Genomic DNA, 18,582 nt, shown 5'->3' with positions numbered 1-18,582 from the left:
CCTAACTCATGTACAGACACGATTAATCGTGTCTGTACTCCTAACTTCTGTACAGACGCGATTAATCGCGTCTCCTAACTAATAACTCCCAATACAAATTCCCCCTCATTCACAGCCTGATTAGTTGCGACATCATAAACCAATCCATCCTGTTGAGCGCAGACATCAATTACACTGGGTAACTTACCTTCTTTATTAAAACTGAGAATTTGATACAGTTTTTCTCCAGCTTTTATTGAACTACCCAATTTTATTCTCGATTGAATCATACCACCTGCGATCGCATAATATTTTTTCCTGTTGCTGCTAGATGTGAAAGTCATTTCATAGGTTTTTGTATCATCCAATAAATTAGGAATTTGCAGTACACCTTTTTGCGCTAAATAGTTTTTCACACCCTGTACACCTTTGGCGACTGAATCAGGGTTCATTTGCATTCCTGTTCCTAATTCCAGTGTCCAAGCTTCCACATCAAACTTGATTTCTCTACCCAACTCTTTAAAACAAGCTTCCAATGCTAACCAAGGTTTGATAAAAGCTTCATCAAAAGCATCACCATCGTATTTATCAAGTAAGATTCCAAAATCAAACCCGAAGTATTTCGCACTGTCTTCTCGATTTCGGAAGTAATAAAGGTACTCTAAAGCTTGATCTGTAGAACTATGTAAGTCAATTAAGTAGTCTGCATCTAAACTCAGATTTTGTAGTTTATAGCTAAAAACTTTAGTGTAGGGTACAGCACTAGGAAAATTAATTTTTTCTAAAACTTTCGCAAATTGTTGCTTAATTATAGTTAGATAATTTTGTCGAACAACCTCTACATCAATAATATGAAGTTGAGATTTAGTAAAAGCCACTAAATCATCAGCTTCTTTCTCATAGTCCCAAAATATGCGATTCCAGTCTTTGGCTTCGTAAACGCAATATCGTCCAGGAGAAAAATGGTGAGCGCGTTCATTTGTCCCCATTGGATTACAAACGGGAACTAGCCAAATTTCTCCAGCTAAATCTGGATCATTTATTGTTAAAAAAAACTCAATTAGTTGATGAATAACGGCATTGCCAGCAATTTCTGCACCGTGCAGATTAGATTGAATGTAAACCTTTTTACCAGGTTGAGCGCCGATGAATTTGTATAGTTGTAAGTAGAGGCGATCGCCCGAAGCCATTTGACGTAATAGAATGCTTTCAATAACTGGCTGCATGAAATAACTCGGTGATGATTTGAGTAAATTATCGCTGTATCTGTACTGAATTAAAAGCCTAGTCCAATAGAATTTGCTGATTAACCAGAGTTTTACCCCACCCTAACCCTCCCCTTGGAAAGGGGAGGGAACTAGATTTCTTGTTTCCCCCCAATATATCGGGGGGATTAAGGGGGATAATTCGACACACGGCTTGCGTGGAGGGGAGACGAAGCGTAGCTTTGGCGGGGTGGGGTTCTTCGGGTTTAACAAGTAATTAACTAACCTCTGCGTGAATGACTAGGATAAGGTAGCATCACATTAACTAGTGTTGGCAGTAGCTATGGCGCAGAATTGGTTGCGGATAACACATCACGACGAAACAATCCAACTTTCCTGGCAACGCGGATATGAGAGTCCTCGCCTTGCGCCAGAAGTCTCATTCCAGCAACCCTTCGATAAAGAAAACGCCGCTAAGTTGCGCTGGTATTTAGAAGATTATCTGAAGTTTCCTTACGGTATTTTTCCCGACGACGCTGCAAAAATCGAACAAAAATTACAGCAGTGGGGACAACAGCTATTTGAACTAGTATTTCGCAGTACAGAGAAAGGAAGAGAATTTTTTCAAGAAGCGACACGGGAAGGGCTAGATAACTGTGAACTGGGCATCATTTCCGATAACGCCGAAGTGCTGAATTTACCTTGGGAATTGCTGTATTCCCCCGACTATCAATTTCTTGCACCTTCACTGGCGGGGATGTATCGCAGTCTCAGCAGTCAGGGCGTAAAAGCACCATTGCCACCCATGCCCAATGACCAACTGAATATTTTACTAGTTATTGCCCGTCCTGACGATGAGCAAGACGTTGGGTTTAAAACCATTGCCCGTCCCCTGCTGGCGGCGCTGCAACCGATACGACAGCGAGTCAATCTTAAGGTATTGCGTCCCTCTAGCTTGAAAAAGTTTGAAGCGGAACTGCAAGCAAATAAGGGTTTTTATCATATCGTCCATTTTGATGGACATGGGAATTTTGACAGCGAGACACAGGGAGTTTTAGTCTTTGAGGATGAACAGGGAAATGAGCAAACTGTCAGCGCTAGGGAAATTGCCCAATATTTGACAGATTGTCGCGTGCCTATTTTTGTGCTGAATGCTTGCAAGTCTGGACAAGTAGGCGAAGAAGCTTTTTCCTCAGTAGCTGGACAGTTGGTGAAATTGGGGGCAAAGGGTGTGGTAGCGATGGCGTATTCAGTTTACGCCAAAGGTGCAGAACACTTTATTGGGCGGTTGTATGGGGAATTAGTCAGGGGAGAGTGTATCGCCACAGCAGTTGCAGCAGGGCGAAAGTCTATGTCTATTGACAAAATGCGCCCCAGTCCCAAAGGAAATTTACCTTTACAAGATTGGCTTGTGCCGGTGCTGTATCAGCAGGAACCCTATACGCCTTTTGTTCCTCAAAAGACAGCACCCAGTTTTGCCGATTTGATGGCGCAAGCAAACAACACCCCAGAAAGTAGCAAAGCTGTAGGTTTACCTGATGAAAGTGCTTATGGTTTTATTGGGCGGGATTATGAGATTTTGCGTTTAGAGAGAGCATTTCGGCAAAATCATCTGGTTTTGGTGCAGGGAATGGGCAGCGTTGGTAAAACTGAGTTAGCCGCAGGTTTCGCCAGGTGGTTGGATGACACTCAAGGACGTACTGGTGGTATGTTCTTCACCTCTTTTGAACAGGGTGCGGGGTTGAGTCAGGTAATTAACCAAATTGGTAGGGCGTTGGGAGGTGAGAGATTTTCCCAAATGATGCCAGAACAGCAAGAGGCTGTGGTGCGGCAATATCTGCAAACTAATCCTTGCTTGTTGATTTGGGATAACTTTGAACCTGTCAACGGTTTTCCTACGGGGAATGAACCATTATTGAGTGGGGAAGAGAGAAACAAGCTGAAGCGGTTTCTTAAGGAATTGCGGGGTGGTAAATCTTGGGTATTAATTACCAGTCGCCGCGAAGAACCTTGGCTAGATTGTGGGTATAGTTTAATCAACTTGCGGGGGTTGTCTCAAGCGGATGCCCAAGAGTTAGCCGCGAAGATTTTGCAAACCGTGGGTGTGGAGAAAAAGAACCTGCCAGCAGAGTATTTGGAATTGTTGAAATTGTTGGGGGGACATCCGTTGTCTTTGCGGGTGGTGTTGCCGCATTTAAAGATGCAAACACCTGTGCAGTTAATTGAGGTGCTGCGGCGGGGGTTGGATACTTTTAGGGGAATGGAGGACGAAGGGAGAGAAAAATCTCTTACTGTGTCGTTGGATTATTCCTTTGCGAAGTTGTCGGAACGTACACGACGGCATTTACCATTTTTGGCACTGTTTTCGGAACGGGTTGATGCAGATTGGCTGCATAGTTTTTCAGAAAGTCCTGATAATGAATTGGGACAAGCTTATCAAGCAGTGTTTGGGGAGAACTTGCAAAAACCAGATTGGATGAGAATTCTCAATGAAGCCGCCGCCGCAGGTATTTTGGAATATTTGGATTATGAGACTATCTACAAAATTCACCCAGCACTACCTTGGTATTTGCGCCAGCAGTTAAAGACCATAGTGTCATTGCGAGTAGAACGCAGTGAAACGTTCGCGCAGCGTTCCGCAGGAAAGCAATCTCATGATACCGATAAATCTGGTGATTGCTTTGCTTCTCTTCGAGACGCTTCGCGAACGTTCGCAATGACGGGTGAGGAGGTGATTAACGAACTCGAAAAAAAGTTGCTGATTTTCTACACTTCTTTGGCAGATAGCTATTATGAGCAACTCATCAGCAACGCAGAACTGGCAATTTTTGTGCTGCGAGTAGAAGAACCAAATTTGTTGCAAAATCTGCGCTTTGCTGAACAGCAACAAGAATGGGCTTATGCACAATCAATTCTGCAAGCCTTAGGAAAAGTGTATGAGCGGATAGGGCGCAAACCCGAATTTAAGTCACTGCGACAACGGACGCTGAAGCATATTGGTATTCATTTGGCAGATGCCAAAACAAAGGGTGAAGATGCTCTGGATTTCTGGATGTATCTGCGGGGTGCAGATGCCAATGAAGCGGCTCAAAGTGCTGACTTGGAATGGGCAAGGAAAGTCCATCTAGAAATTCTGGATGAACTGATTGACGTAAATGACTCCTCAGTGAATGACAAAATTGCTGTTGCTTATCATAATCTAGGCTATATTGCCCAAGAGCAACGGCAGTTTGATGTGGCTGTTGATTACTACAACAAGGCGCTGAAGATATTTGAAGATACTGGGAATTTGTACAGTGCTGCTGGAGACTATCACCAACTGGGCAGGGTAGCCCAAGAGCAACGGCAGTTTGATGTGGCTGTTGATTACTACAACAAGGCGCTGAAGATATATGAAGATGCCGGGGATTTGTACAGTGCTGCTGGAGGCTATCACCAACTGGGCCATATTGCCCAAGAGCAACGGCAGTTTGATGTGGCTGTTGATTACTACAACAAGGCGCTGAAGATATTTGAAGATGCTGGGAATTTGTACAGTGCTGCTGGAGGCTATCACAACCTGGGCATGGTAGCCCAAGAGCAACGGCAGTTTGATGTGGCTGTTGATTACTACAACAAGGCGCTTAAGATATTTGAAGATGCCGGGGATTTGTACAGTGCTGCTAAAGACTATCACCAACTGGGCTATATTGCCCAAGAGCAACGGCAGTTTGATGTGGCTGTTGATTACTATAACAAGGCGCTGAAGATATTTGAAGATGCCGGGGATTTGTACAGTGCTGCTAGTGACTATCACAACCTGGGCATGGTAGCCCAAGAGCAACGGCAGTTTGATGTGGCTGTTGATTACTACAACAAGGCGCTGAAGATATTTAAAGATGCCGGGGATTTGTACAGTGCTGCTGGAGACTATCACCAACTGGGCACAGTAGCCCAAGAGCAACGGCAGTTTGATGTGGCTGTTGATTACTACAACAAGGCGCTGAAGATATTTGAAGATGCCGGGGATTTGTACAGTGCTGCTAGTCACTATCACAACCTGGGCATAGTAGCCCAAGAGCAACGGCAGTTTGATGTGGCGATTAACTATTATCAGAAAGCCTGGGAAATTTATGAGCAGTTCCGCGATTGGTATTGGGCTTCACAAACATTGGCTAAGTGGGGAAGGGTTTTAGAAGCTCAAGAAAATTACGTTGAGGCTTTGCAAGTTTACATTCATATTTTAACCATTGACCTAGAGCATAATGAAGAGTGGCTTGGTTCAGATATCAATAATTTAGCCCGTATGCTCCAGCAGTTAGGAGAAAACCAGTTTCAAATCATTTGGTGCGAAGCAATGGGTGAAGAGTGTGCGGGAGAGGTGCGCGAGGTAATTTGGGCAGCGCGAGATAGGCTAGAAACAGAGTCGTAGGGTGTAGTGCAAGATTTATTGCCAACGCCAAATCATTCATAAGTTTTATTTAAGCATTGCTTGCGATCACATAAGCATTGCCACAAAAATGATCGTTTTCATCACCAAAATGATTATTTTCATCACCAAAGCGATCGTTTTCATCACCAAAATAATCATTTTCATCAACAAAATGATCATTTTCATCAACAAAATGATCATTTTCATCACCAAAATGATCATTTTCATCACCAAAATGATCGTTTTCATCAACAAAGCCATCACTTTGGTCACGACAAAGTGGTTATTCACCTGACTTTTCACGTTATGTTGAAAAGTCCACCAAAAACCTAACCCCCTAACCCTTCCCGACGCGGGAAGGGGAAAAATTCAAAGTCTCTCTCCTTTTAGGAGAGAAATAGAAGTGAGGTTTTCCAGATGCCGTGAAAAGTCAGGTTATTCACAAGTGCGATGTCTATAACGGGCTACACCTACGCAACATTTACAACGGTGTTTTATCCTAGAAACAAAAAGGGCAGAAGTATGCAAGCCTACAAGCTAAACGCCACAATTGATGAATCAGGTCATTTAATTATTGACGAACCTTTGAATATTGCTCCTGGTAAAGTGGAAGTCATTATTTTGCAGCCAGTTCCATCCTTGGAAAGTTCTACAGAAACTTCTACTGAGTCACAGCCAGAGAAGCCGAAGAAACAAACAAAAATCAAAGCTTTGCAAGGTTGGTTTGAAAAGACACAACCCACGCCTTCTGATTTTGACCCAGACCAAGCTAGATGGGAAGCTTTAAAGGAGAAACATAATCTGTGAAAGTTCTGTTAGACAGCAATGTTATTCTAGATGTTGCACTTGAGCGACAACCTTTTTTTAGCAATAGCGAGACAATTGTATCATTTGTTGAAGAAGGGCAGATAGAAGGCTACATCTGTGCATCTTACTTTAGTGACCTTTACTATATCATCCATAAAGATAAAGGTCGAAATTTAGCCCTTGAGTTTTTGAGGGAAATAGTTACCTTTTGCCGTGTTGCCACCGTAGATGAGTACCCCAATCAACATGGCACTAAACCTTAACTTTAGAGATTTTGAAGACGCTATTCAATACAGCACTGTGGTACTCAATCATTTAGATGCTATCATTACTCGCAATCTTAGAGATTTTCCAGTTGCTACTCCCAGAATTATCACACCTGAACAGTTGATTCAGGAACTAACAAATATTCAATAAATAATTAAGTCAAATATATATGAATCCCCAACTAACCCCTGTCGAAATCCAAGAACTTCAGCAACTTCTCCAACACGACACCCCAGCGCAACAAGCGCTTACTACCCTGCAACAACACAACGGCTATTTAGAAGCCAGTTTTGATGCACTCTGGCAAGAGAAAGTTGGCAAAACAGATTATAGTCAGGGCAAAAAATCTTTCTTGCAACTCACCCTCAATGAAATCCGTACTGAAATCTGTGGTGATGATGGTTTACGGGGACAAATCAAAGAATACACAAAGAATCCTGGTAGTGCTTCTTTGCTCAACACTATCATTGGCTCCCTGGTGATTGTAGCTGCTGCACATGGCATACCGATTGATAGTGCGATCACCACAATTATCGTATTATATATTTTAAAAATTGGGATAAACGTTTTCTGCAAATACACTGAACCAGCGAGTGAGCAGGAGCAAGGGAAAAATAATAATTCCTAACTCTTGTACAGACGCGATTAATCGCGTCTCTCCTATACAGACGCGATTAATCGCGTCTGTACTTCCAGATACCTCATGTCCCCGGTAAATTTCGCAACCGCTCATCCAAATGAGTCCGGTCTGCCAAAGCCTTCAATAGCGGCCCATGTGAAGTAAATTCTACAATACTGACCGAAGCAACAGGGCATCCCAAACGAAAACGGAAGCGTCCGACATCAATCCCCAGTAAACTACACAGAATAATTCTGATAGTTGCCTTGTGGGAAACCACTAACACATTACCACTGGTGTAAAGACTCTTGATTTCTTCAATTACCTGCAAGGTGCGAGAAGCAATTGTAACTGCCATTTCTCCACCATTTGGCGCATACCAAGCTGGATCGGCTGACCAGCGAATATAATCATCGTGATATTCACGGCTAATTACTTCTGGGGTTTTTCCTTCCCATAAGCCATAGTTAATTTCCTTCAAACCATCTCTAAGTTGTGGTTCCATCTTTATTGCTGCACATAAAGGTTTTGCTGTCAATACAGTTCGCTGCATTGGACTACAAAATATTGCTGTCCAATCCATAGAACTATATGCGTCTGCAAAAGCCTTGCCCATCTCCAAGCCTTCTGGGGTAAGTTGTGAGTCTATGGAACCGCAAAAGGAATTATTGCGGCTGCATTCTGTCTGTCCGTGACGGAGGAAATAAATAGTTAGGCTCACGGTATATTTTTATGGATTGTGAATTTAAGAGCGCTAACAATCAGATGTAGCTGAAGATAGTTAATGCCTGTGGTATATTACTACAATTTTTTGAGATTTGGAATGATTTTCAGATTGAGCAAAGTTACCGCAGCTACGACCGTTGTAGACATCGCCATTGAGCGATCGCTTATTTGGGTACTTTACTCTCCTCTGATAGGCAAAAAATAAAGGTGGGTAATTCCCACCTAATTTGTTGCTCATAAAACTAAAAATTTACGAAGTTACTTGCGACTACCCAACCACTTAGCCGCCGCAATTCCGATAATGCCTGCCACTACAGGATTACTGAGAAACTTGATAATCCCTGGTTGCTCCGCCAACACTTGGTGGAAAATATCGGGGTGGTTATGATAGATAGGTGAAAGATGCTAGTTTGCTGACATCATCAGCAGTCATGCAGTTGGGGTTGTGTGTAGAAAGCCCCAACTGTTGCTCTAGATGCTTCTCGTCTAGTTTTCTTTCCTTCAAGTGTTTAAAAAAGGCCCTTGCTACATCATCCCGTTCATTGGGTTTTATTTGTGCGATCGCCTGTTGTAATTCTGGCTCCATTTGGCTGGTAGGAATCCGATCTGGATGTAAAGATCGACCAAACAACTGCTGACGTTGATCTGGTGTTGTCCGTTGAGCAAAATCATCGAAATTCTGATATTCCGCCGTTGATTCAGCTTTAGTATCATCCAGAGATTCAATATCCCCCTGAGCTAAATCTTTGATTATTTGACGTTTATACTCTTCGCTGCTTGCCACTTGACATTATCTTCTTTTTTCGCCAAATTCTTTTTATTGCTAGTATTTCCAAACCATAATTTCAAATTCCCATTCATCAAATTATTATCAAGTTTTCATTGCAAATTTAGCAATTAGGTATACTTAACTTGATTCGTCTGAGTGTCATATTCAGTAGTCAAAATTAATTTCTTATCAGACGCATAAATCAAAACCTTTAAGTCCTGATTGGGGAAGTTCTTATGAAAACCTTGAGCTAGGGATTTTGCTAATGTTCGCACTTCGTTAGGACGAACTTTAGGGGAAACAACAACACCTAGTTTATTGTTATCACGAACATAAGCGTCCTGAACTAATCCTTGAGATGTTTGCACAACCCAGTTACCAAAGGTTTGTCCTCCTAGGGTATTGCCTCGCTCTAACTCTGCATAAGTTACATCTCGCCCAATTGCTGGTGAGGTAGTTGTGCGGTCAACTTATGAGACTGTACCACCGCCACAGGCGGTAGTTATCATCAAGACTACAATTAAAACAAAAGTCGCCAATATTTTGCGACTTTGCTGAAGAATAATTATTTTTTTACTCTTGAAAAAACATTTTAAATAACAGATATAATAATTTGTATTTTTAAACTAATTGCTTGGATTCATTATCAACTTGGAATCTATAGATATTATTCCCCTGTATTAAGAAATCCATTTTTTATTTTAATGTAGAGACGTAATAAATTACGCCTCTACAAATCAAGCTAGCCCCTTATCTTTCAACGCTTGCTAAGAGTATAAGAAAGATATATGGCATTGAATCTTGAAAGCTTCATACCTTTTTGCAAAAAGGGAATCCATCCCATTCATATCCCTAGAGTTTCTGCAAAAAAATTCTGAATTGTTAGTCAATGTTTTTCTTTACGCCATCTTTCACGTCTTCAATTCCGTGACGAACTTCGCTTTCAGCTTGCTTTGCTTTACCTTTCGCTTTATCTTCTGGATCTCCAGTAACATTTCCTAATGCTTCTTGGGCTTTACCTTCAACATTTTTAGCAGCTGCTTTTGCGCGATCTTCGATGCTCATTTTGTACTCCTGATTTAATTAAAAAATTCTTTCAAAGCTATAAACTACTTTGAAATCCTTTTGTGATTACTTTTACACAATAGCTTAAAGTTTTTGCTAAAGCCTTCCACCACAAGGCATATTCAAGAGTTCGTAATTCAGAAAGTTAGTTGTAGTAAGCGTTATAGCTGTTAGTTGAATACAAAATAAAGTAATAACCGTTGAATTACCTATGCTAAAAGACATAGAACAGGTGCAAATATGGTAATCTCTACTTTTGAATCTTTAAGTAAAAAACCCAGTTCCGTACAGAAGCTGGGTTAATAAAGTTATGGGGATATTTTTTGTCTAATCTAGAAAACCCATCAGGCTTTCAGAATTATCAACCTCATTTGATGCTATCGGACGATTACCGAATGTTGAATAGCTTTCATCAATTACCAATAAACTTGAGCCAATTGGACGAATCCCAGAGAGATTGATACTTTCAACGACTTCAAATGTATTAGCGCCAATTGGACGAATACCCATTGCATTAAAAGTTTCAACTACTTCTAACGCACTGCTGCTAACGGGACGCACCCCAGCAATTGAAAGTGTTTCAGCAACTTCTAAGTCGCTAGCGCCTATGGGACGAACTCCAGAAATGGCGAGTGTCCCAGAAGCTCCTGACACCGGCTGTTCACTAACTGGCTCGAGTTTATCTCCAATCAAGCTCTGGTCTTGTTGATTTCCAACTTCCTCTGTAGTTTCCCCTGGAGACTTGGCATACTTTTGCCGAGAACTGGTTGTTTTGCCAGTGCTGCTAATAGTCATAATTGAACACCTTTGGTTTGTTAATTGAATTTTACAATAATTAAGGAAAGATGAAATTTTTTCCCATATATCTTAGAGTTTAACCTTAAAAAACCTCATATAGATATAAATATTTTTAAAACTGATACATAAGTATATTTAAAGTATTGATTTTTGTAAAAATTTAATACTATTTATTTTGGTCTTATAACCCCGCTACAATGGATACAGGGTGAAATCGTCACCATGAGTGAGATAGGGTATTTCCAGCAAAACTGTATGACAGAATTTTGTCTTCAAGCTCCCTTTAGTCCCACAGGTGATCAACCACAAGCGATCGCCCAACTGACCGCTAGTATCCAATCTGGTAATCGTTATCAAACTTTACTAGGAGCCACTGGAACTGGCAAGACATTTTCGGTAGCGGCAGTTATTGAGAAAATTGGCAAGCCTACTTTAGTTCTGGCGCATAACAAAACCCTTGCTGCACAGCTTTGTAACGAGTTGCGGGATTTCTTCCCCAACAATGCAGTCGAGTACTTTGTCAGCTACTACGATTACTATCAGCCAGAAGCGTATATTCCTGTTACCGATACTTATATTGAAAAAACCGCAGCGATTAATGATGAAATTGATATGTTGCGGCATTCAGCGACGCGATCGCTTTTTGAACGCCGTGATGTCATTGTCGTTGCTTCCATCAGTTGCATCTACGGTTTGGGAATGCCAGCAGAATATCTCAAAGCTGCCATTCCCCTTCAGATAGGTATGGAAGTAAATCAACGCCAAATTTTACGGGATTTGGCAAATGTTCAATATAGCCGCAACGACATAGAAATGGGTCGAGGAAAATTTCGCGTCCGAGGCGATGTCTTAGAAATTGGCCCAGCTTATGAAGACCGAATTATTCGTGTCGAATTTTTTGGTGATGAAATTGACGCAATTCGCTACATTGACCCGGTAACAGGTGAAATTCTCAAGAGTTTAGAAGCGGTGAATATCTACCCCGCACGTCACTTTGTCACCCCAGAAGAACGGTTAGAAGTAGCTTGTCATGACATTGCAGCCGAGTTAAAACAGCAAAAACTAGACTTAGAACAGGCTGGGAAATTATTAGAAGCGCAACGCATAGATCAACGTACACGCTATGACCTAGAAATGCTACGGGAAGTAGGTTACTGCAACGGTGTCGAAAACTATTCCCGTCACTTAGCAGGAAGACAAGCTGGAGAAGCACCAGAATGTTTAATTGATTATTTTCCCAAAGATTGGCTACTAGTTATAGATGAATCTCACGTTACTGTGCCACAAATTCGCGGCATGTATAACGGTGACCAAGCTAGAAAAAAAGTTTTAATTGAACATGGATTTCGTCTTCCTAGTGCTGCTGATAATCGTCCTTTAAAAGCTGAAGAATTTTGGCAAAAGGTGAATCAGTGTATCTTTGTTTCAGCAACTCCAGGAAATTGGGAATTAGAAACTTCTGAAGAGCATGTAATTGAACAAGTGATTCGACCAACTGGGGTGGTTGATCCAGAAATTTCTGTGCGTCCCACAGAAGGACAAATTGATGATTTGTTAGGAGAAATTAAAGATAGAGCCGATCGCCATGAACGAGTGTTAATTACCACATTAACTAAGCGGATGGCGGAAGATTTAACCGAATATTTGCAAGACCACAGTATTCGGGTACGGTATCTACATTCGGAGATTAATTCTATTGAGCGCATTGAGATTTTGCAGAACTTGCGCGAAGGTATATTTGATGTATTGGTTGGAGTGAACTTGCTGCGGGAAGGCTTAGATTTACCCGAAGTTTCATTAGTAGCAATTATGGATGCAGATAAAGAAGGGTTTTTGCGAACCGAGCGTTCCTTAATTCAAACTATTGGTAGAGCCGCGCGTCACATCCAGGGACAAGCAATCATGTATGCTGATAATTTGACAGGCAGCATGATTAAAGCCATTGATGAAACAGACAGACGGCGTGGTATTCAAACGGCACACAATCGGCTGCATGGGATTACACCGCAACCGATTGTGAAAAAATCAAGTAATGCGATTTTGTCTTTTTTAGATGTATCTCGGCGGTTGAATGCAACTGACTTGAAAGTAGTAGATGAACATATAGATGAACTGCCATTAGAACAGATTCCACAATTGATTACTCTGTTAGAAGCGCAGATGAAAGAGGCGGCGAAGAAATTAGAATTTGAAGAAGCGGCAAAATTGCGCGATCGCATTAAACATTTGCGAGATAAAATGCTGGGACGTTAACGTGAACCTTATGCTCACCAATATTCGCCTAATTGGTGTTCAAAAATATCACAAAATGGCGGAAACGGGAATTTTTTATCCTGAAGAACGCTTAGAATTAATTTCGTCTTTCTATTCAATTGTTAATTCTCCATTTCTTGGTTTCTTGATTGGAGTGTCAATTAAATCTTCTCCCTGATCTGCCTGAGATAGACCAATTAACCTCTGTGTTTCTTGAGGATTCTCTTCATATAATTCAGCATTTCACTCATGTTTTTGTGTTAAAAGACTTCTGATCGGGTTCTTTTCCCACAAAATAGTATATTTTGGAGATGTCTAATTAGGATGGGTTAGAACTTATGAAATTTTGCTAGAAACTAGCACTACTAAATTGACGATTTCGGAACGGACAAATATGTGTAGAGACGTTGCAATGCAACGTCTCTACATCGGTCGTGCAAATTATCTTATCTAACCCTCTTTTGTCACTTTCCGGGAGGACGATTGCTAGAAGCCTTATGAGGCAATCAATACAAGCTATACTATTAGAAAAAAATGGGTCTTGTATTTGTTATTAGAAAAGAATCGCGCGATCGCTTGCTATACAAAAGCTCTAGAATTCAAAAATGGCAAATGTTTTCGGAGAGTGACAGAAGAGGGCTAAATCGCATTTGTTCAGGGTTAGCACGTCAAGAAGCACGTCAATTATTGTCAAACCTGGTAGAACACCTTAACACAAGTAATTTCTTTTGCTTACGCTTATTCTTATTCCTGAGAATAGTCAAATAATTCTCAACGTAGCGAAAAGCAGCTGCACAGTCGTAATCAGCAATGGCTATAGCTTGCAAAAAAACCTTTGAGGGAATTTCAAACCCTAAAAATTTTTCTGTTAAAATTAACAAATCTTCATCTGTGGCAGGAAAAATAGTTTCTTCTGTCCCTTCTGAATCATGAAATATATCTTCAATTAATGCTTTGTACACTTTGTACCTCCCCAAAAGCATAAGATGCAAAGCCTGTGATAAAGTTTAGCTGCTGATCACGAGTTTGTAAGTTAACTGGGAGTTCAGTATTAGGACATCCGATCTCCCGTAAAATCTCCAAACAATAAGTACTGAGTTGAGTGTATGGAGCAAGCTCCAATTCTTGAGCTACTTCTAGAGCCATCTCCAGATTGACTTGGATAACCGTCTTTACAGGGTTGGTCATAAACACGCCCTAATAAACTGGATGCTCTAAGTTTTGATCACAAGCACAAATAGCGTAACGGTGTTTTTGCGGAATTTATGAAGAAGTGAAATTAAAGTATCAGCGCATTTGCGGTAATATATCTGAAGTTGTACAACCTAGACTGAAAGCTTGGTAATTTCAATATGGGTGCGATCGTCGTTCGTGTAGCGGACGCACCAGAAGACGTTGGTGTACCTCTATGGGGAAGCAAGCTATGTGTAGGGTCTCGTAAAGAAGCGATCGCTCGCCTTAATACGTATAAATATTCATGAATATTAATATATGATACAAAATAATTATCAGTACATTCCCTATTTTGTACCCTCACAACTTGCTTGTTTAACGCGATAAAGGAGAACAATAATATGCCTATGCCGAAGACTATCGAGCAATTATGACATTTTCTAGAAACTCACGAAGATTTTGGAAAAATTAATCAGCAAGAGATAGTCACAGTTCGAGAGGACACAGTAGAACTGTCCAATATTTTTGTTCTCAAAGAAACTTACTATAAAGCCTTATTGAGAGGCACAGCGATGCTTTACTTTAAAAGGCTAAAATCTGAATAAGTTCATTTTGACCGACCTGCTTCAGCCAATTAAACCGCCTTTTAGAGCGCAACAACTTGCTGCCCCAGCCAGGTGATATGAGGTAATCGGAAGAGTTCAATTCTAAAAGCTTTGCTGGGACTAAGTTTTAGATGATTAATTTACTTTTTCCTGGTTTATATCGATTAATTCAACTTGGTACTATAGTTTTGAAAAATAAATTGTGATTAAAGGGGAATATGAATGGTGATCGCTATTCGACAAGCTCGTGACGACGAACTTGAAGCACTGATTCCGATACTACTGTTGGCAGAACAATCTGAGCGTGCACTGCGATGGGGACTTGCTAACCTCGTTGATGCTGTATATCGCATGGACGACAGCGAACACTTGGTTGGTGCAGCAACGATGAAATGGCGCAGCGACCCCTGCGAAATTATGGAACTTGGTATAGTCCCTGAGTTTCAAAGGCAGGGTTTAGGTAAGGAGTTCGTTGCTTGGTTGATTCAAGAGGCGAGGCAATACGGCAAGAAGCAGATGCTCGTCGGCACGTCTAATTCAAGTATCGCCAACATTGCTTTTTATCAAAAGTGCGGATTTCGGATGGATCATGTGCGCCAGGACTACTTTTGGTATTTACCTAAGCCAAGTTACGAAAACAGCATTCAGATTCAGGACTTGCTCGTATTTCGTTTCGATTTAGTGCCATGCTCAACTAAGAAAAAAACAAACTGAAAGAGGAAAAGCAAATTAGGTATGAAAGCTAGGGTAGAATTAGTTCTTCGGGATGAACAGGGAGAATGGCAGCAATGATGATTCCCACTTAGTCTGCCTGCTCACCAAAAAATATTACAGATTAATTGAGATAGTAGCCTAGATATAGGTATGACTACTTTAAACTTGAGTTACTAGTGCTATGTACATTGAATCATTATCGATAGCAACCTTGGAGCAAGCAATTCACTTAAGAGATGAAGTTTTCCCAGGCGTAAGTAATAGTAGTCATGGGCAATCACTGGTGGCAAGTTTATATCTAGATAAATATGCTCAATGGCTTTCAAACAGTGGAATTACCCAACTCAATTACTGGGTTGCTATCGATGAGAAATCTTTCCAAGTAATTGGGCTAACTGGGTTATACTGCAATAGCGAAGACGAACAAGAAGCTGACTGGTTAGGCTGGTTTTGTGTAGCATCACGATTTCGAGGAAAAGGAATTGGAAAAGAGCTATTAGACTTTACCATCGACTTAGCACAAGCAAAAGCAAAAAGGTACTTACGGTTGTATGCTTGGGAACATCCTTCTTCTTATGTAGCCCGGATGCTTTATCTCAAACGCGGTTTTTACCAAATTGGTGAATCTCCAAACAACAGCGGATTTAAAACTATCTATCTTGAACTCCAACTCGATAGCATTATTCATAGTGGATGAAGAAATTCATCTGGTTACGATATTGCAAGGTTTTTTGTACATTCGATTATTTCAAGTGCCTGAAACGACGATTTTTTGTTCAAACTAGATCAAAAAGCGATCGCAAAACTTTTCGGTCTACTGACTTTGACCAACGCCATAGCATTTAAATACGTTCTTGTTGGGTTCTCCTAATGTTAATCGTAGCGGTCAAAACCAGGACAATTGCCAAAACCAACATGGCATTTCTGAGCATTGGGTTATGGGAGTGTTTGAGTGCGATCGCTATTAATGCCCAGAGTATTACTCCTGTATAAGCGATGTCTCGATGCTGGATAACAATAACTGCTGCAACTGCTGTTGCGATCAATAACATGATCAGAGTCCATATTACAGGAGAAATCCCCCAACCGTTCCACCCCTGAAAATACAAGGTACACGCTACGTTGACAATGGTTGCCACGCTAATCCAGCCTAGATAAATGCTGATCGGAAAGTGAATACACCATTTCTTGAGCCGAGGTACACGCCTGTTGCCAATTTCTAACTGTACATAAACACCAATCAGGGGCAACAGAATCAAGAGCATTGCAATTACAGAAAGAGCAAAAAGCCTAGACAAAAACAGATACACCCAGATACTTTGAGCAACACAGGCAATCACCAACAGATAACCTGTCTTACGTAAATCAGGCTCATGTCGTTGAGAAGGTAGAGCTTGGTATATTCCAAAAGCAAACAATCCCAGGTAAATCAGTCCCCAGATAGCAAAGGCGTAATTGGCAGGGATAATCAGCACATTTTTAAACAAAGTATTGGAAATTTCCCCTATGCTGAGTCCATTAAGCGGAAAAACGTTCGATACTACGTTGACAATGAAAGCACCAAAGATTGCAACCAAAGTAGCAAGTTGCCGCCAAAAATCCTGGTAATTGCCTCTTGTGGACTGCTGCATAGGATGTTAACTCATATCTTTTATGAATTTAGGCACTTTTAGATCCCCCCTAACCCCCCTTAAAAAGGGGGGAACCAGAATCAAAGTCCCCCTTTTTAAGGGGGATTTAGAGGGATCTAAAACTTTTGATACCGACAAGAGGACTTTTCAAACATCCTCTAAGAAGAGAAGAGACGTTTATTGTACCTTGATTGAGAAATCCGGGAGAAATTGTTTCCAAAATACCACCTACAACTTTAGAGTGTTGAAATAACTAAAATAGCTATCTAAAGGCGAGGTATGACAACAAACTTTAGTCGGCGTCAATTTATCTTGTTTGGTTCAGCGGCGTTTGGCAGCAGCTTACTGGTGCAAGCTTGCAGTAGTAAGCCGACGACACCAACAGCGACAACAACGGGTGGTGCTGAAGGGTTTAAAATAGCGATCGCTCTCCCTGGAATGATTACCGACAAAGCCTGGAATCAATCTGGTTATGAAGGAATAAATCTAGCAAAACAAAAGCTAGGTGCAGAAACCGCCTATGTAGAAAAAGTAGCACAAGCAGATCAAACAGAAGTATTAACAGATTTTGCTCGTAAAAACTACAATCTTATCTTCGCGCATGGCGGACAATTTGATGCTGCAATTGAACAAGTCGCCTCACAGTTCCCTAACACATTTTTTGTTGGAGTAAATGGTAATCTCAAAGGTGAGAATATTGCTTCTTTACGAATAGATCACCTACAAGCTAGTTATTTGTGTGGCATTATTGGTGCTTCTGTGACTAAATCTAATAAATTAGCTTATATTGCTGGAGAGAAGTTTCCCGCTACCGAGGGAGAACTGCGGGGATTTGAATTAGGGGCAAAGTCTGTTAAACCAAATATCCAAATTATTTCTACTTTTACGGGTGATTGGAATGATGTTGCCAAAGCCAAGGAAGCAACTCTCGCTTTAATTTCTTCCGGTGCTGATGTCATCTATCAATGGTTAGATAATGCTTCAGCCGCAGTCTTACAAACAGCAGGTGAAAAAGGGGTATATGCTTTTGGTAACACAAATGATCAATTAGACGTTGCACCAAAAGCTGTCTTAACCAGTGCTGTCAAACGCTTAGATTTAGCCATAGCTTATATAGCCGAATTAGCTAAACAAAAACAAATCAAAGGACAAATATATACAATTGGACTAGAAAGACCAGATATATTATTTTTAGGAAAATTCGGGACAATCATCCCAGAGGCAGTTAAGCAAAAGGTATTGAATGTAAAGCAAGAGATTGTTAATAAAAAAATCGTTTTTGAAGACTGCAAAGAGACTGGTAAAGATACACGCTGCGTGAAGAAAACAACATAGGTTTAGCATCCAGATACGCTATGTGCGACTTATTGTTAAAACCCCGCTTCCATTCCTCTCCCCGAAACGGAGAGAGGCTTTGATTCTTTCTCCCCTTCCCTACAAGGGAAGGGGTTGGGGGTTAGGTTTGAGAGTAAAGTTGCACACGGTATTACAGATATTTTAAAAAACTTTCGTAGTCAAGACTATAGTCCTAATATCTGGGCTGAAGCACTGACTCCGAGC

The 18,582-nt window shown here is 41.0% G+C and carries 19 protein-coding genes and 2 pseudogenes; 10 read left to right on the top strand and 11 right to left on the bottom strand.

Annotation, left to right across the window (positions count from 1 at the left end; translation table 11 throughout):
• Positions 1-74 precede the first annotated feature (74 nt).
• Entirely contained in the window at positions 75-1,205 is a 1,131-nt protein-coding gene (locus V7K48_RS31370) for a succinylglutamate desuccinylase/aspartoacylase domain-containing protein (RefSeq protein ID WP_335078690.1), read from the bottom strand.
• 322 nt (positions 1,206-1,527) lie between these two features.
• On the opposite strand from V7K48_RS31370, the gene V7K48_RS31365 reads away from it, so the two are divergent.
• Positions 1,528-5,595: a tetratricopeptide repeat protein gene (locus V7K48_RS31365; RefSeq protein WP_335078688.1), complete on the top strand. Its 4,068-nt coding sequence runs from the start codon at positions 1,528-1,530 to the stop codon at positions 5,593-5,595.
• Between the two features lie 66 nt (positions 5,596-5,661).
• On the opposite strand, the gene V7K48_RS31360 is transcribed toward V7K48_RS31365, so the two are convergent.
• The gene (locus V7K48_RS31360; RefSeq protein ID WP_335078686.1) at positions 5,662-5,886 is read right to left on the bottom strand and encodes a hypothetical protein; all 225 of its coding nucleotides are present in this window, start codon (positions 5,884-5,886) and stop codon (positions 5,662-5,664) included.
• A gap of 159 nt (positions 5,887-6,045) precedes the next feature.
• Here V7K48_RS31360 and V7K48_RS31355 point away from each other — a divergent pair, with 159 nt between their 5' ends.
• Genes V7K48_RS31355 through V7K48_RS31340 form a run of 4 tightly spaced genes read left to right on the top strand, consistent with a single transcriptional unit; the run spans position 6,046 to position 7,297 of the window.
• Entirely contained in the window at positions 6,046-6,402 is a 357-nt protein-coding gene (locus V7K48_RS31355; RefSeq protein WP_335078684.1) for a hypothetical protein, read from the top strand.
• Complete coding sequence (locus tag V7K48_RS31350) at positions 6,399-6,665, top strand: type II toxin-antitoxin system VapC family toxin (RefSeq protein WP_335078682.1); 267 nt, start codon at positions 6,399-6,401, stop codon at positions 6,663-6,665. The genes V7K48_RS31355 and V7K48_RS31350 overlap by 4 nt, the downstream gene beginning before the upstream one ends.
• A complete protein-coding gene (locus tag V7K48_RS31345; RefSeq protein WP_335078679.1) occupies positions 6,649-6,819 on the top strand; it encodes a hypothetical protein in 171 nt (56 codons plus the stop codon). Before V7K48_RS31350 ends, V7K48_RS31345 begins: the two co-directional genes overlap by 17 nt.
• A gap of 19 nt (positions 6,820-6,838) precedes the next feature.
• The gene (locus tag V7K48_RS31340; RefSeq protein WP_335078677.1) at positions 6,839-7,297 is read left to right on the top strand and encodes a hypothetical protein; all 459 of its coding nucleotides are present in this window, start codon (positions 6,839-6,841) and stop codon (positions 7,295-7,297) included.
• Positions 7,298-7,370: 73 nt separating this feature from the next.
• Here the strand turns inward: V7K48_RS31340 and V7K48_RS31335 are convergent, their stop codons facing one another.
• The 6 genes and pseudogenes from V7K48_RS31335 to V7K48_RS31310 form a co-directional block, all read right to left on the bottom strand.
• Positions 7,371-8,009 carry a histidine phosphatase family protein gene (locus V7K48_RS31335; protein WP_335078675.1) on the bottom strand — a complete coding sequence of 213 codons (639 nt, stop codon included), beginning with the start codon at positions 8,007-8,009 and terminating at the stop codon, positions 7,371-7,373.
• 60 nt (positions 8,010-8,069) lie between these two features.
• The gene (locus tag V7K48_RS31330; protein WP_335078673.1) at positions 8,070-8,252 is read right to left on the bottom strand and encodes a hypothetical protein; all 183 of its coding nucleotides are present in this window, start codon (positions 8,250-8,252) and stop codon (positions 8,070-8,072) included.
• Positions 8,253-8,272: 20 nt separating this feature from the next.
• Positions 8,273-8,798: pseudogene (locus tag V7K48_RS31325) on the bottom strand (hypothetical protein).
• 113 nt (positions 8,799-8,911) lie between these two features.
• Positions 8,912-9,352, bottom strand: a pseudogene (locus V7K48_RS31320) (hypothetical protein).
• Between the two features lie 313 nt (positions 9,353-9,665).
• Positions 9,666-9,848, bottom strand: a complete 183-nt coding sequence (locus V7K48_RS31315; protein WP_334871846.1) for a CsbD family protein — start codon at positions 9,846-9,848, stop codon at positions 9,666-9,668.
• Positions 9,849-10,175: 327 nt separating this feature from the next.
• Positions 10,176-10,643 (bottom strand): hypothetical protein, encoded by a 468-nt coding sequence (locus V7K48_RS31310; protein WP_335078671.1) that lies wholly within the window; start codon positions 10,641-10,643, stop codon positions 10,176-10,178.
• A 258-nt stretch (positions 10,644-10,901) separates the two neighbouring features.
• Between V7K48_RS31310 and uvrB the strand changes: the two genes are divergently transcribed.
• Positions 10,902-12,899 carry an excinuclease ABC subunit UvrB gene (gene uvrB, locus V7K48_RS31305; RefSeq protein ID WP_335078669.1) on the top strand — a complete coding sequence of 666 codons (1,998 nt, stop codon included), beginning with the start codon at positions 10,902-10,904 and terminating at the stop codon, positions 12,897-12,899.
• A 680-nt stretch (positions 12,900-13,579) separates the two neighbouring features.
• Here uvrB and V7K48_RS31300 read toward each other — a convergent pair.
• Positions 13,580-13,861 carry a hypothetical protein gene (locus tag V7K48_RS31300; RefSeq protein ID WP_335078667.1) on the bottom strand — a complete coding sequence of 94 codons (282 nt, stop codon included), beginning with the start codon at positions 13,859-13,861 and terminating at the stop codon, positions 13,580-13,582.
• On the bottom strand, positions 13,842-14,087 hold the full coding sequence (locus tag V7K48_RS31295; protein ID WP_335078665.1) for a hypothetical protein: 246 nt from the start codon (positions 14,085-14,087) through the stop codon (positions 13,842-13,844). Before V7K48_RS31295 ends, V7K48_RS31300 begins: the two co-directional genes overlap by 20 nt.
• A 164-nt stretch (positions 14,088-14,251) precedes the next feature.
• Here V7K48_RS31295 and V7K48_RS31290 point away from each other — a divergent pair, with 164 nt between their 5' ends.
• The 3 genes from V7K48_RS31290 (at position 14,252) to V7K48_RS31280 (ending at position 16,088) form a co-directional block, all read left to right on the top strand.
• Positions 14,252-14,380 (top strand): hypothetical protein, encoded by a 129-nt coding sequence (locus V7K48_RS31290; RefSeq protein WP_335078663.1) that lies wholly within the window; start codon positions 14,252-14,254, stop codon positions 14,378-14,380.
• A 519-nt stretch (positions 14,381-14,899) separates the two neighbouring features.
• Positions 14,900-15,391, top strand: coding sequence for a GNAT family N-acetyltransferase (locus V7K48_RS31285; protein ID WP_335078661.1), 492 nt, complete (start codon positions 14,900-14,902; stop codon positions 15,389-15,391).
• 181 nt (positions 15,392-15,572) lie between these two features.
• Complete coding sequence (locus tag V7K48_RS31280; RefSeq protein WP_335078659.1) at positions 15,573-16,088, top strand: GNAT family N-acetyltransferase; 516 nt, start codon at positions 15,573-15,575, stop codon at positions 16,086-16,088.
• Positions 16,089-16,233: 145 nt separating this feature from the next.
• Here V7K48_RS31280 and V7K48_RS31275 read toward each other — a convergent pair whose 3' ends face one another.
• Positions 16,234-17,022, bottom strand: coding sequence for a tryptophan-rich sensory protein (locus V7K48_RS31275; protein ID WP_335078657.1), 789 nt, complete (start codon positions 17,020-17,022; stop codon positions 16,234-16,236).
• 279 nt (positions 17,023-17,301) lie between these two features.
• Between V7K48_RS31275 and V7K48_RS31270 the strand changes: the two genes are divergently transcribed.
• Entirely contained in the window at positions 17,302-18,357 is a 1,056-nt protein-coding gene (locus V7K48_RS31270) for a BMP family protein (RefSeq protein ID WP_335078655.1), read from the top strand.
• Positions 18,358-18,582 lie beyond the last annotated feature (225 nt).

It is taken from the genome of Nostoc sp., assembly GCF_036919615.1.
GTDB lineage: Bacteria > Cyanobacteriota > Cyanobacteriia > Cyanobacteriales > Nostocaceae > Nostoc.
The sequence above is the reverse complement of the archived record's forward strand: the minus strand, read 5'-3'. Positions and strand labels throughout refer to the sequence as shown.